The organism is Ruegeria sp. AM2, assembly GCF_056540685.1.
Genome location: NZ_JBQFXE010000011.1, coordinates 25,057 through 39,995, shown reverse-complemented (window position 1 = coordinate 39,995; position 14,939 = coordinate 25,057). Strand labels below are relative to the sequence as shown.

At 56.7% G+C, this 14,939-nt stretch carries 11 protein-coding genes; 1 reads left to right on the top strand and 10 read right to left on the bottom strand.

The window, feature by feature from the left end:
* Positions 1-55: 55 nt before the first annotated feature.
* The 3 genes from ACR0CR_RS16960 to ACR0CR_RS16950 all read right to left on the bottom strand — a co-directional run bounded on the left by ACR0CR_RS16960 (position 56) and on the right by ACR0CR_RS16950 (position 3,197).
* On the bottom strand, positions 56-1,321 hold the full coding sequence (locus tag ACR0CR_RS16960; protein ID WP_480601348.1) for an ABC transporter permease: 1,266 nt from the start codon (positions 1,319-1,321) through the stop codon (positions 56-58).
* Entirely contained in the window at positions 1,318-2,124 is an 807-nt protein-coding gene (locus ACR0CR_RS16955) for a taurine ABC transporter ATP-binding protein (RefSeq protein WP_480601345.1), read from the bottom strand. Before ACR0CR_RS16955 ends, ACR0CR_RS16960 begins: the two co-directional genes overlap by 4 nt.
* A gap of 77 nt (positions 2,125-2,201) precedes the next feature.
* Positions 2,202-3,197: a taurine ABC transporter substrate-binding protein gene (locus ACR0CR_RS16950; protein WP_480601342.1), complete on the bottom strand. Its 996-nt coding sequence runs from the start codon at positions 3,195-3,197 to the stop codon at positions 2,202-2,204.
* A 179-nt stretch (positions 3,198-3,376) separates the two neighbouring features.
* Between ACR0CR_RS16950 and ACR0CR_RS16945 the strand changes: the two genes are divergently transcribed.
* Entirely contained in the window at positions 3,377-4,351 is a 975-nt protein-coding gene (locus ACR0CR_RS16945) for a LysR family transcriptional regulator (RefSeq protein WP_480601340.1), read from the top strand.
* Between the two features lie 14 nt (positions 4,352-4,365).
* Here ACR0CR_RS16945 and ACR0CR_RS16940 read toward each other — a convergent pair whose 3' ends face one another.
* The 7 genes from ACR0CR_RS16940 to ACR0CR_RS16910 form a co-directional block, all read right to left on the bottom strand.
* Entirely contained in the window at positions 4,366-6,075 is a 1,710-nt protein-coding gene (locus ACR0CR_RS16940) for an ABC transporter ATP-binding protein (RefSeq protein WP_480601338.1), read from the bottom strand.
* Positions 6,076-6,079: 4 nt separating this feature from the next.
* Complete coding sequence (locus ACR0CR_RS16935; protein WP_480601336.1) at positions 6,080-7,030, bottom strand: ABC transporter permease; 951 nt, start codon at positions 7,028-7,030, stop codon at positions 6,080-6,082.
* Positions 7,027-8,004: an ABC transporter permease gene (locus ACR0CR_RS16930; protein ID WP_480601334.1), complete on the bottom strand. Its 978-nt coding sequence runs from the start codon at positions 8,002-8,004 to the stop codon at positions 7,027-7,029. Before ACR0CR_RS16930 ends, ACR0CR_RS16935 begins: the two co-directional genes overlap by 4 nt.
* Before the next feature lie 48 nt (positions 8,005-8,052).
* On the bottom strand, positions 8,053-9,000 hold the full coding sequence (locus ACR0CR_RS16925) for a glutathione S-transferase family protein (protein WP_480601332.1): 948 nt from the start codon (positions 8,998-9,000) through the stop codon (positions 8,053-8,055).
* Between the two features lie 4 nt (positions 9,001-9,004).
* The gene (locus ACR0CR_RS16920; RefSeq protein WP_480601330.1) at positions 9,005-10,570 is read right to left on the bottom strand and encodes an ABC transporter substrate-binding protein; all 1,566 of its coding nucleotides are present in this window, start codon (positions 10,568-10,570) and stop codon (positions 9,005-9,007) included.
* A 150-nt stretch (positions 10,571-10,720) separates the two neighbouring features.
* On the bottom strand, positions 10,721-12,301 hold the full coding sequence (locus ACR0CR_RS16915; protein WP_480601328.1) for an ABC transporter substrate-binding protein: 1,581 nt from the start codon (positions 12,299-12,301) through the stop codon (positions 10,721-10,723).
* Positions 12,302-12,480: 179 nt separating this feature from the next.
* Positions 12,481-14,925, bottom strand: coding sequence for an alginate lyase family protein (locus ACR0CR_RS16910; RefSeq protein WP_480601326.1), 2,445 nt, complete (start codon positions 14,923-14,925; stop codon positions 12,481-12,483).
* Between the last annotated feature and the right edge of the window lie 14 nt (positions 14,926-14,939).

Below are 14,939 nucleotides of genomic sequence, written 5' to 3'. Positions count from 1 at the left end.
AAAGCAAAACGGCCCGCCAATTGAGCGGGCCGTTTTTATTGAAATGGGTATCAAGTCAGCTGCGGCCCTTCCAGGGCACCAGCCAGTTCTCGGCCTTGCGCATCAGGATGTCGATGCCATAACCGATAACCCCGATCAGAACGATGCCCATGATCACGATATCGGTCAGCTGGAACTTCGACGCCGCGATGATCATCATCCCCGCGCCTTTTTGTGCCGCAACCAGTTCCGCCGCAACAACCGTACCCCAGCACACGCCCATTGCGACGCGCGCGCCTGTGAAAATCTCAGGCAAGGAGTTCGGCATGATCACATAGCGCATGATCTGCCATTTTGAGGCACCCAGCGAATAGGCCGCGTGGATCTTCGAGATATTTACGCCAGACACCCCAGCCCGCGCCGCGATGGTCATGATCCACAAAGCGGCGAGGAACAGCAGAACGATCTTGCCGGTCTCCCAGATGCCGAACCAGATGATGACCAGCGGGATCAGGGCCAGAGGCGGCACCGGGCGCATGAATTCGACGATGGGATCAAACCAACCCCGGAACCATCCGGACAGACCCATGGCGTAGCCCAGTGGAATTCCCACAATCGCGCCCGCCACAAACCCGGCGATCACGCGAAGAAGCGACCATCCCAGATGCTGCCAGAGTGAGAAATTCTGATAGCCTTCGCTCGCGATCTCAAAGAACCGTGCGACGACGGTTTCCGGCGCGGGCAACCAGATCGGGTTCATCTGCAGACCCTGATTTGGCGTGAAACTGATGGCCCCTTTGTCGGTCAGAACAACGCTGCCATCTCTGGTATCAACACGTACACCCGGTCCAATTGGCGTGCCGTTGATTGCGATGATCTTGGCACCTTCTTTCCGCGTCACATCGTCGTTTTTGTCGAACAGAATAGTCGAGGACCGACCCGCAGCGGCGGAGAACGCGTCATCTTTGGCGAAACCGCTACCAGGTTCTACTTCGAACTTTTCAGCTTCTTCGCCAAAGGCCGGAACACGTACAAACACGGTTGCGTCGTCCGTGGTGCCATCTGCGTTTTCCAGTGTGTAGGTAAATTCAGTCTCGCCAACGAATGGACCCGGCACATGAAGTGGGATCAGCTTTGACCCTGTGAAGGCCCCCCAGATCACAAAGATCACAAGCACCGATATTATAGATGCCGCGCGATCCGCGCGTACCGCGCTTTCGTCACCAAAGGTCACCGTTTTCAAGCTGGTAAAATCATGGCGTGCAGTCAATCCGCGCCGCATGAAATGGACGATGAAGAACGCCCCACCAAAAAGGCCAACATAGAAGAGAAGTACAATCATGCGACCTCCTCCGTCCGACCCATGATTTCCTCTTCCATCTCCCAGATCATCGAGAGGATCTCATCACGTTTTTCAGCAAATCCTTCGGATTTCTTGACGTCGCGCAAATCTGCGTTCACCCCGCGCTCGGCGAATGGCAGATTGTACTCGCGGTGAATGCGGCCCGGACGCGGGGCCATCACGATCAGCCGCTCACCCAGCAACAACGCTTCTTCGACCGAGTGCGTAATAAGGATGATCGTCTTGCCAGTCTCTTTCCAGAGCTTCAGCACCAGACCTTGCATCTTTTCCCGCGTCAGCGCGTCCAGCGCGCCAAGCGGTTCATCCATCAGGATAACATCAGGTTCATTGGCAAGACACCGTGCCAGCGCGACGCGCTGCTGCATACCGCCCGAAAGCTCGTAAACGGCCTTTTCCTTGAAGTCCTGAAGCCCGACGACCTCAAGCAGATGATCCGAGATTTTCTCTCGCTCTGCTGTGGCCATGCCTTTCATCCGCGGACCGAATTCAACGTTGTCTCGGACATTCATCCACTCGAACAGCGCGCCCTTTTGGAACACCATGCCGCGTTCCGCGTCAGGACCCTTCACATCATGGCCGTTCAATATGATGCGGCCTGATGTAGGAGCCAGAAACCCGGCGACAATGTTCAAAAGGGTCGTCTTGCCGCAGCCCGATGGGCCAAGGACTGACATCAGCTCACCCTCTTTCAAACTGAGGGACACGTCCTGCAGCGCCTGAACCGAAGAACCGTTCGGCAGGTCAAAGCGCATGGACAAATCGACAATGTCCAACTCGGGCATCCGGTTTCCTTCCTGCTAAAATTTTTTTTCAGACCGGCCCGCCACGGGGCCGGTCATTAGTTTGATTACGGTCGTAATCAGTTGCTGGCTGCAGTCAGCGGCGCAGCGTTCACTGCACCATCGTATGAATCCAGTGCGGACTCGATGCTTCCGGCAGAAACAAAGACGTTTGCAACGCCCTTCATGAATTCCTGCGCACCGCCGCCCAGCCACTTGTCAGACAGCTGCTCGTCGACCGACGGGAAGGTGAACGTGGCGATGGTGGCCTCGGCATCTGCCGGGTCCATACCCGCGTCCTTGGCGATCACGGGCAGCATTTCATCCTTGCTGTCGCCAGCGTTCCATTTCGCGTTGGCATCTGCGGTCACTTTCAGGAATTTGGACAGCAATTCAGGCTCTTCTTGGATGAAGCTCGACGGCGCGCTGGTCACGTCGAAGACGAGGATGCCGAGTTCTTCTTTCTCAGCACCGGTCAGAAGGATGTTACCGTGTTCGACCATCCGACGCAGAGCACCGCCCCAGCCGCAAACCATGTCGAGGTTGCCTTGTGCAAAGGCCGCCGCACCATCCGCGGGCGCCATATCCACAATTTCCATCGATCCGACGTCAACGCCGAAATGGCCCATCTGGGACAGGAAGCCGTAGTGCGCCGCCGTACCGATCGGAACACCGACCTTCTTACCATTCAGCTCTCCGGCGTTTGACTTGTCGATTTCAAGCGCTTCGGCGACAACGCAGTTGTCGTTGTCCGAATAGCTGACGGCCACGTCGACGATCTGGATGTCCTGTCCTGCCGAAGTTGTCACAACGAAAGGCGGCACACCCTGGCTGACCGCAATCTGTACGTCGCCCGAGGCCATGGCCGCGGACATTGCCGTACCTGTGTCAAACGACACCCAGTTGATTTTGACACCCAGCTCTTCTTCATAGGTGCCATTGGCCTTGGCATATTGGAACGGCATCGGCCATTCCAGGAAATACGCAACGGTCAGTTCATCCAGTGCCGCCGCCTGCGAAGCAGTCAAAGCAGCCACACCGGCAAATGCTGTCGAAAGCAGTTGTTTCTTGATCATTTTGTCTATTTTCTCCCTGCTGGTCTCGTTTGTTCGATTGTTCTGAGTCTTCCGAACTTCGGATCAGTCCCAAAACCATAGACGGCGGGTCCAAAAACAGTGAAACAATTTCTTAGTTGCGAAAAAAGCGAAACTTTGTTTCGATCATCGGGCAAGGTTCATCGTACAAAAGGCCGAAAGTGACCAATAAATCACTCAGTTTGAAATGGCTCGATGTCTTTCAGCTTATCTCCAAGCTCGGCTCCATTCAGAAGGTCGCGGCTGAGACCGGATTGTCGATCAGCACAGTTTCTAACCACCTGCGCAGTCTGGAGGCGGCGCTTGAGGTTGAACTGGTTGATCACAGCCGCAGACCCATGCAATTGACACCCGCCGGGACAGTGTTTGCGCGCTATGTGCAAGAGGGGCTGCTGGCGCTTCAACGCGGCGAGGCTGAACTGCGTTCCGGCACATGGCAACATGCGACCGACCTGCGGCTGGGTTTGATTGACGATTTCGATAACCAGATCGTACCGGAACTGTTCCGTTTGCTTGCTGCCAACCTGCCGCGATGCAGCTTTCGTCACTTTACCCGGCCGAGCCACGAGATCGTTGAAAAGCTGCAAACCCATAAACTGGATGCCGGAGTGGCAACACGCCCAGCCGAAAGGATCACGGGTTTGATCGAATACCCTTTGATGCGTGATCCCTTTATCATCATTCTGCCAAAGGCCTACGATGAAGCCGTTGAAAACTTGCTGAGCGCTCGTAGTTCACTGCCGTTTTTACGCTATTCGCGCGATCACACGATAGGTAAGCTGATTGAAATCCAACTGACGCGCAGCAAAATATCGCTGCCCAATCGGTTCGAACTGGAAGGCAACCAATCCCTGATTGGCCTTGTGGCCGAGAACAGCGGATGGACGATCACGACCGCTGCCAGTTATCATCAGGCCGGGCGTTTCCACGATGACACACGCATCTTGCCGTTCCCGGGCAAAAGCTTTGCCCGCACGGTGTCTTTGTTCACCACAGACGTGTATCCTGAAACAACATCCCGGATGATCCATCGAACGTTGCTGAGCCTGATCCGCCGACATGTGACTGGGCCAACGACCGCGCAATATTCTTGGCTGGCGGATGATTTCCGGACGTTGTCCGATCAGGCTGTGTGACAGAGTTCGGTATGCTAGTCCTCAGGCCCTAGCCCTTCGGTCGACAGGTCATCCAATTTGGGCATCAGGCGTAGAAGCTCGCGGGTGTAATCTGTCGTGGGATTGGTGAACAGATCATTGGTTTCCTGCAACTCGACGACCTTGCCCTGCTTCATCACCGCCACCCGGTCGCACATCTGACGCACCACCGGCAGGTCGTGACTGATAAAAAGCAGTGTCAGGCCCAAATGTTCCTGCAAATCCTTCAGGATATTCAGGATCTGAGCCTGAATGGACACGTCCAGCGCACTTGTCGGTTCGTCACAGATCAGAAACCGAGGCTGCGTCGCCAAGGCCCGCGCGATTGAGATGCGCTGACGTTGCCCGCCCGAGAATTCATGCGGGTATTTCATCCCCGCCTCATGGCCCAGACCCACCTGATCCAACAGTTCATCCACGCGGCGCTTGATATCCTCGCCGTCCATCAGACGGTGATGACGGATCGGTTCGGCGACGATGTCGTCTACCCGCATCCGCGGATTGAGCGAGGAATATGGATCCTGAAAGATCATCTGGATGTTTTTGCGATAAGCATCCAACGCGGCTTTGTTTGTCAGGTCACTCACGACCTGACCCTGAAAGCTGATGGTTCCTCCATCGACGGGGTACAGCCCCGCAATCATTCGTGCGACGGTCGATTTGCCAGAACCGGATTCGCCTACGACCCCAAAAACCTCTCCTGCGCGGATATCGAAGCTGACATTGTCAACGGCAGTGAAATAGGTGCGGTCCCACGGCAGCAGGCCCCGTTTTTGCAGGAATTTCTTGGTCAGGTCCCGAATTTCGAAAATGGGTTTGCTGGTGTCATTGTCCACCTTGGGCCAATGACGGGCCATGTCTTCAATCGCGAACCGCGTCTCGCGCCCGCCATAGCTAATCTGAGGGAAACGGTGCAGCTTGAGCGTCGGGCGCGGCACGGCAGCAATCAGAGACTTGGTGTATTCGTGGCTTGGCTGGCCCATGACCTGAGACGTCGGGCCGCTCTCGACCACTTTGCCTGCATACATCACGGTCACCTTGTCAGTCGTGTCGGCGATCACGCCCATATCGTGGGTGATCAGGATGACCCCTACCTGCCGTTCTGTGGCAAGCTCCTTGATCAGGTCCAGAATCTGCGCCTGAACGGATACATCCAGCGCCGTGGTTGGTTCGTCCGCGATGATCACGTCGGGTTCCGTGCAAAGCGCCAGAGCGATCACTACGCGTTGGCGCATTCCGCCCGAAAACTGGTGCGGATACTGATCCAGCCGCGTGTCGGGATCGGGGATACCCACCCGGTCGATCAGATCACGGGCGCGCTGGTTAGCCTCGGCATCCGATCCGCCCAGATGCGCCTGAATCGTCTCGACAAGCTGTTCGCGCACGGTGAATAGCGGGTTCAACGAGGTCAGCGGGTCTTGGAAGATCATCGAGATCTTTTTGCCACGCAGCCCGCGCATCGCCTCGGCATCCAGACCGCTGATCTGATCGCCACTCAGCTTGATCGTGCCGCTGGCGATGCGGCCAGGGCGGTCAAGCAACCCCATGATGGCCGCGCCAATTGTGGATTTACCAGCCCCGGATTCGCCCACAAGCCCGTGGATTTCTCCGGGTTCCACCGACAGGTCCACGTGATCGACGGCGGTGAACAATTGGCGGCGGGTCGGGAATTCGACCGTCAGGTCATTGATCGTCAAAAGGCTCATGAAATCACCGCAGCTTGGGGTTCAGCGCGTCGCGCAGCCAGTCGCCCAGCAGGTTTACTGATAAGGCCAGCGCCAGAAGGGTGCAGGCCGGGAAGAACAGGATCCACCACTCACCCGAGAACAGGAACCCTTGCCCGATCCGGATCAGAGTACCCAGCGAAGGTTGGGTTGGTGGGGCGCCAACGCCAAGGAAACTCAGCGTCGCCTCTGCAATGATTGCCAAGGCCAGTGAGATCGTCGCGATCACCAGAACCGGGCTGAGGACGTTGGGCAGGATGTGGCGGAACATGATCGGGAAGGACCCGCGCCCGATCAAGCGCGCGGCCTGAACGTATTCCTTGTTTTTCTCAACCAAAGCCGCGCCGCGTACAACCCGCGCAAACTGCACCCAATCCGACAGCGCAATTGCGATGATCAGCACATAAATCGCCATCTCATCCCGGTATTCCGGCGGCGTGACCCCCTTGGCGATCCCAAAAATCAGCATGGCGACCAGTATGGCCGGGAAGGTCAGTTGGACATCGGCAATCCGCATGATCAGCGTCTCGATCCAGCCGCCGAAATAGGCGGCGACCAGCCCCAGAACGACGCCGATGATCAACGCCAACAATACAGCAGCCGCGCCGACAAACAGCGAAATCCGCATCCCGTATAGAATGGTCGAGAATACGTCCCTGCCCTGATCATCGGTGCCCAACAGAAATGTTTCCTGTGTGAACGCGTTCGGCGTACCGGGCGGCGTAAAGCCGTTCATCAGGTTCAGCGTTGCTGGGTCGAACGGATTATACGGCGCAATCAAAGGCGCAAAGACAGCGGCCAGCACAAGGATAACCACGACAAGTGAAGCAGTGATAGCGACGGGCGAGTGCCGAAATGACCACGCAAAATCGCTGTCCCAGAACTTGGCGAAGCGCGATTTTTCGGGCGCTTTGGAGGTTTCGAGAGTATCGGTCATGTGGCCCTCGCGTCGACACGCAGGCGCGGGTCAATGGCATAATATAGAAGGTCGACAATCAGGTTGATCGTCACGAACATGACTGAGATCAGCATGAGATATGCGGCCATGACGGGAATATCGACGAATTGGATCGCGTTGATGAACAGAAGGCCCACGCCGGGCCACTGGAACACAGTCTCGGTGATGATGGCGAATGCAATGATCGACCCCAACTGCAGACCGGTAATGGTGATGACTGGCACCAGCGTGTTTTTCAGCGCATGGCGGAAGTTGATCACGCGGTCTGACAGCCCGCGGGCGCGGGCAAAGCGGACATAATCAGCGCGCATCACCTCCAGCATTTCGGATCGGACCAGTCGCATGATCAGCGTCATTTGATAAAGCCCCAGCGTGATCGCCGGCAGGATCAGCGCTTTCAGCCCCGAGGCGGTCAAGAACCCCGTGGACCAATTGCCAATCATAACGGTCTCGCCCCTCCCAAAGCTAGGGAGGAGGTCCAGTTCGACCGAGAAGATGTAGATCAGCAATATCCCGATCAGGAAAGTTGGTAGCGAGACCCCTATTAGACTGACCGTCATGATCACGTTCGCCGCGATCCCTTGTCGTCGGATCGCGGTGAAAACGCCCAAGGCGATCCCCATGGTGATTGCCAAAAAGCCCGAGACAAATGCCAGCTCCAATGTCGCTGGAGCACGTTCGACAATGATTGTCGAAACCGGGCGGCCCTGTCTGTACGAGACACCAAAGTTTCCCTGCACAGCGCCTTGAAGGAATTTGAAGTACTGAACCGGGAATGGCTGATCCAGCCCAAGCTCAGTCCGCAACCGGTCGATATCGGCCTGAGTCCGCTCCTGCCCCAACATGTTGTCGATTGGATCGCCAACAAATCGGAACATCGAAAACGCGACCAAACCCACGACCAGCAGCACGATCACGGATTGGAACATCCTTCGGACGATATATGCGAACATTTAGCTTCCCCGTTGATCTGCCTGTCTACGCATGGGCTTGGGAGATGGTCAAGATGCCGCGGCGGTCAGTTCGTGTCTGTCATGCGGAACGCTCCAATCGACGTCTGGCCCAAGGGGCACGATGCCCAGCGGGTTGCGCAGTTCCGATGGCGAGAAATACCCGGCCTTGTAGATGTCAAACTTCACCGTCTGCGCGATGTCCGGACGCGAATAGAGGTCTCGCGCATAGCCCCAGAGGTTTGGATAGTCGATCAGCCGTCGCAGATTGCAGCGGAAGGCATAGTGGTAGGCCACATCGAACCGTGCCAGCGTTGGGAAAAGGCGAAGATCGGCCTCGGTGAGAGTGTCTCCACAGAGATACCGGTTTGTGGCCAAATGCGTTTCAATCTCGTCCAGCATCGAGAAGACATCGTGAAACCCGGCCTCATAAGCCTCTTGCGTCCGGGCAAACCCCGCACGGTAGACGCCATTGTTCAGGCGCGGATAAATCTTCGCGTTCCAATCGTCGATCTGATCCAGTTTGTCTGGCGGCGCGAGGTTTGGGCCATAGCCTTCAAGCGATCCCAGCATCCGAACCAAATCCGCAGATTCGTTGGACACGGCGCGGTTTTCCAACCGATCCCACAACAAGGGCACGGTGATCCGCCCCGTGTAGGACGGATCAACCTTGGAATAGACCTGATGAAGCGCTGAGGCTCCAAACAGAGGGTCTGAAAACGCGCCGCTTTCGTCATAAACCCAGCCATCCGGTGTTCGGCGCGGACGGGCGTAGGCGACGGTGATCACGTTCTCCAGCCCTTTAACCGCGCGGGTCAGCAATACCCGATGCGCCCATGGGCAATTCCAGGCGGCATAGAGGTGAAACCGTCCGGCCTCAAACGGCCCGTCCGGCAGGTTGTTGCGGATGGTAGACGCCTGACGGCGAAATTCACCGTCAAGCGTCGTGTCTGGCGCGGGGTCTTCCACATGGTAGACTCCGCCTATCATCACGCCCATGAGGTCAGTTCACCGTCACCCAGCGCAGGATGAAGAAGTTGTCGGGGCGTTGGGTCAGCTCGACGTTGCTGCGTGTACCCCAGACAAGCGGCTGCACGTACATCGGCACATAGACATGCTCGTCCTGATAGATTTGCGTGACCTCATCCAGCATGGCCTGGCGTTTCGCGGCGTCCAGTTCGGATTGAATCATCGGCAGCAGTTCATCTACACGTGCGTTTGAAAACCCGCCGAAGTTCCAACTGCCCAGCTTCTTTTCTTCGTTCGGAGTGGCCACGAGGAAACGCACCGGGTGTTCAGCGTCGAAAGTGCCTGGGCTCCACCCCAGCAGATACATGTCGTAATTGTCTTCACGCAGTTCCGGCCAGTAGTTGCGCACCGGCATGGCGTCGAGTTCCGCCGTGACCCCAATCTGGGCCAACATGCTGACAACGGCCTGACAGACCGCCTCGTCATTCAGGTAGCGGTCATTGGGACATTTCAGGCCAAAGGAGAACCCATCGCCGTAACCCGCGTCGGCCAGCAACGCTTTCGCGCCGTCGACATCAAAGGCCGGGCGATCCGCATTTGCCGCCGAATAACCGCTCATCGCCGGGCTGACGAGTTGTGAAGCGGCCTCGGCATTGCCACGCATGATGGTGGCCAGAATGGCATCGACATTCACCGCTTTGGCGACCGCTTCACGCACCCGCGCGTCACGGAACGGGTTCGGTTTGCCCGCATCGTCTGTGTACTTCAATGTCTCGGATTCGTGGTCGAATCCCAGCATAATCACGCGTGCCTCAATCCCTTGAATGACGTCCACATCCCCGCTTTCTTTCAAGCGCGCGACGTCCTGAATCGGAACCGGGTTGATCATATCCACTTCACCTGACAATAGCGCCGCAACGGCGGTGGCCGGGTTCTGGATCGGGTTGAACTCGGCGCGGGTCACGTTGTGCTCAACCTCGCCCCACCAGCCTTCGTGCGGTTCCAGAACAGTCTTCAATCCCGGCTCACGGGCGGTCACCTTGAACGCGCCTGTACCGTTGGCATTGATTGTCGCATAGTTGCCGGACTCTTTGTCAGGCACGACCGCATCATTCGCCTCGGTCCAACCCTGATCCATGATCATCCAGTTGGCGATCGACGATGGGAACAAAGGGTTGGGCGCTGAGGTCATGATATCGATAGTGTAATCATCGACCACGATCACATCGCTCACCGGGGCAAACCAGCTGCGTGTATCGGATGCCTCACCTGAGGCGCGTTGGTAACTGAACAGTACGTCCTGCGCGTTGAATTCGCTGCCATCGTGGAACGTCACACCTTCGCGCAGGTTGAAGCGCCAGCCGTCGCCGTCTCCAATCGGCTCCCAACTCACGGCCAATGCGGGTTCGACGGTCATGTCTTTGCCGCGACGAACCAGACCTTCGTAAACGTTGTTAAGAAACCCAAGCACGGGTGCCGAATTGACCGCGTGCGGGTCCATCGTTTGCGGGTCGGTGGTCGAGGCCCATTTGAACTCGGCGGCCTGTGCCGTGCTGGCAAGCAACATGGTCAGGCCGATGGCGCTGTTCCTGAGGATCATGACAATACTCCCTGTTTGTTGACCGAAGCTTGGTGCTTTTTTGCGGTCAGGTAAAGGAATTCTCACGTTGAGATCACAGGACCGTTACCGCTAGCACAAATAAAAAACAGGGCGCGAGGTCGCGCCCTGCCCTGATTACGATATGATTCCTTAGTTCATCTCGAAGTATTTGATCTTGGGCGAATCTTCTGGCTCGACAATAGTGCCAACGCCAGACTTCATGCCCCAGTTCAACACCTGGTGGTGGATCGGGATGTACAGTTGATCATCCTGAACCACCTGCCAAATCTCGGCGATCTGCTGATCACGCGCGGGCAAATCCGTCTCGGATGCCAGAGCTTGAATTTTGGCGTCCAGATCCGGGTTGCTGTAGCGGGTTGCGTTCCACGAACCGTATTTCTCACCCTTGGTATGGACCAGGAAGTTGAAGATGTATTCCGAATCGTAGGTTGGCACACCCCAGCCCAGCATGTAGAAATCGGTCTCGAGGTTCGACAGCAGCGGGAAGTGTTGCGCCTTCGGCTTCGCGTCCAGATTCACAGTGATCCCGATTTGGGCGAGCATACCCACCGCCGCCTGGCAGATCGCTTCATCGTTGATGTAGCGGTCATTCGGGCAGTTCAGTGTCAACGAGAAGCCATCCGGATACCCTGCCTCGGCCATCAAAGCCTTGGCGCCTTCAATATCGGTGGTCGAGGACGCATCCATGCCCTCATCCCAGCCATTTACGAAGGGCGGAGCGATCATCCCCGCAGGGGCGGACTGTCCGCGCATCACGATCTGCTTGATCGCATCACGGTTGATCGCCTTGGACATCGCTTGACGCACACGCACATCGGCCAACGGGTTCGCGCCATCAACGCTGTCCGAAGCCAGATCGGCGTCACCCAGGTTCATCCCGAAGAAAATCACCCGGTTCTGAGGCGCGGTTCGTACGTCCAGCCCATCAGTGCCAGCCACGCGGGCAAGATCCTGAACCGGAACGTCCTGAATGAAGTCCACTTCGCCGGACAACAGCGCCGCCACACGGGTCGCAGCATTCTGGATCGGGGTATAGATGATCTCGGTCACCTGAAGCGGGAACTCATCTTTGCCCCAATAGTTCTCGTTGGCGGTCAGAACAGTTTTCACGTCCGGCTCGCGGCTGACCAGCTTGTAAGGGCCAGTGCCGTTGGCATTCTTGGCCGCAAACGTATCTTCGCCCCCCTCATAGTCCTGAACCTTCACCGCATTGTTCGCCTCGGCCCAGCCTTTGTCCATCATGAACATGTTGGTCAGGTTGTTGGGCATGATCGGGTTCGGACCGTCGGTTTCAATCTCGATCGTGTATTTATCCGGCGCGCGCACCTCTTTGACCGAGGCCAACAGTTCTTTGTAATCAGAGTCCGGTGTCATCGCGCGGTTGAGCGAGAACAGAACGTCTTCGCTGTCGAACTCTGCCCCGTCATGGAAGGTCACGCCTTCGCGCAGTTTAAACACCCAAACATTTGGGTTGTCTTCGGATGGTCCCCATTCGGTGGCCAAAGACGGAACCAGCGCGCCGGAATGATCGCGCATCACCAGCGTTTCCATAATCTGGTGCGCAAAGGCCGAGGTCGGCCCCTCATTCTGTGCGTGCGGATCCAGCGTCAACGAGTCCCCGGCACGGGCCCACCTCAAGGTCTCCGCGGATGCGCTGGTCGCGACCAGAGCGATCGCACTGGCCGCCAGCATCATTGATTTCAATGACATTTTAGTCTCCCCATTTATTTTGTGACCGCAATTCTCTTGCGGCTGATCGAATTGTTCGATCTTCATGGCACTGATCATCCAGATGATCGCCCGAGTTGCAACACCAGAATGTCAGAACTTGAGACCTTGGCTTTGTCCTCGACGGCCACCCGACGGTATGGGCGGCCAAAATTGCCGGCTTAGGCCCGTGCAAGCCCGCGCGTCAGACGCCAAAACGGTGGAATTCCGTCATGAGGAAAGAAGCATGCCGGTGCGTCGTCGGTTTGTAGAATGGACTCACCACCGCGATTTTGAAGCGCATAGTCCAAGGGAACCAAACGAGCGGCTTCAAACGGCTCGATTTGGGCGTGCGACCAACCTTGCGACGACTCGGCCAGCACACGGCGTATCGCACACAACAGTCGTTCGGCGGCAGCGCTGCTCCAAGGCTTCAGGCCAGTGCCTTCCAGAAGATCGAACAGGTTGATCCAGCTCTGCAGATTAAATGCGCAATAGTGCTGTGTCAGAGTGCGCTTCATTTCGTGCGGCTGCGCGCCATCAGGCGTAATTGTGCCCAAAAGTCTGGCTTGGGCCCTTAGGTTAATGTCCTGCAACGCCTCAACGTCACCCAGGAAGGCAGCCAAAGCCGCTGCTTGCAGATCAAAGCAAGTACCGTGGTTATTGGCTGCCCGACTTTCCTCAATGCCTTGGTCGCTGGTCCGGAACCAATCAAAAAACTCGCGGCTCCAGTCTTTCACGCCATCTTTAAGCGTTGGGTTGTCCAACATCCGCAGGGCATCGAAAAAATAGTAGAGGTCCTTGGTTTCGATCAGCCCGTGGCAAAGACCCCTGTTTTGCGCGTGCCCGCGCCGAACCTGCGCATAATAGAGATGCGGATTCATTTTCGTGTCCGGATTGATGAACCAGGTGTGAACCAAATTCTGGGCATGGTCTGAGTACCGCCGATCCCCACTCAATCGCGCAGCCAGTGCCAAAGACGTCGTGTCGTCAAACACCCTCTGCAACCGGGTCCGGTCGTAGCGGTCACTTTCAGGTTCATAGAGTTGAGTTCCAGGGACGCGCTGGCCGTCTTGCCGAACGTAAGGAAGACCATCCTTTTTCTTTGGGTTCGGCCACCAATAGGGCGCAGGGTGGAAATAGTCATGCAAATCTCCGCCAGGGCCCGGTTCCGGCTTGTCCGTTACCGAAAACGGACCGCGTTGCAGGGCGTCATCCGCTGTGGACAGAATGGCGAGGTGATCCGGATGGTCTGGCATATCAGTCAGCGCCCTAATCCGATCCTTCGCATAGAATATCGGTTTCCCTGGCGCAGAAAGCTGCGCCATCTCCTGCGCTTCCAGCATATTCAAAGTAGCCCGGATTGCATCGTTTCTGGCCGAGCCACGTACGACGACACCTTGCTGACCGGTCACCTCTAGCTGCGCTTTGCCTGAAAACAAACGTGCGACCCAACCTGCTGTGCCGACCCGATATCCTTCCGGACTGACCTTGCGCGGCGGCAGGTCAAACGGCAAAAGCGGCCACTTCTGCCAGGGCCCTGGAATGCCCAGATGCAAGAACAGCTCGACCTTGGGGCGCCGACCATAGGGGTGCGCTTCGTCGAAACGCAGCGGCGCGTCGCATCGAAAAGCAAGTTGCGGTTCTTCCACGGCCTCAGGTTTCGATTGATCCGTAAACAGGTCCGCATTGTCATGGATACGCGCCATCGGAACGGTGAAGTACCTTTTGTTCCCTTGCGACAAAATATCGGACGTCAGCTCATCCCAGGCGGACTGCGTGAAGAAGCAGTTTCCATCAAATGGCAATGCCCATTTCGCATGTCGGATACATAGCTCTAACGCCGCATTCCGGGCACCGTTATTGTTCATCACGTAGTTGTTCTTAAGCCGGTATGCCTGAGCGACCATCCGTGACTTGGCGTCGTCTACTTCACCTTCTACGGCGCCATCGACAAAGACCATCGGGTCATCAAAGGTCGAAAAATCGTAACCAATCCGCTGAAATTCAGTCGCGTCAAAGGGGATACGTTCGAAGATCTGGCCATGCTCTTCCAGAAGAGCGATCAGTTGATTTTCGTTCTCCGAGTCAAAAATGCGGTTGAGAATCCAAAGCTTGGTGCAATTTTCAAACTGTGGCTCGTTTTCCAGAATGAATGCGACATTCCTGAGGGATTGCCCGGCTGTGTGGCGGGGAACAAGGTCATTACCGATCACGCGGCACAAGGCAAATGTGTTGGCCAGCGCGTCAATGCGCGCTTCTTCGGATGGGTTCGGCTGCTCCGGTTTAACTGTGCTCAGCGTGCCTGCGACCGCACCCATTTGACGTATCCGAGCGGGTTTTCGCCCACCCTTCTTTCGGAACCACAGAAAGTAGATCGGAACCAAAACCGGGGACAGTAGCAACAAGACCGGAGAAAGCAGGATCAAAAGCCGATTGCGTACCCGTTTGCGCCGGACTCTTTCTTCCAATGTCTGCAAGGGTTTTGCTCCGCGATGTGCCACTGTTGCAGGCGCAAAAAGCGTGTTCGGGCCTGCGTCCGCTGCCTTCCTTACCCTTGTTGCACCGCAATGGGCAACCAGTTCAACCGCACCTGGCCCCGCAACGCCACGAGGTGAATTCTTCAAGGATGTCCTACACC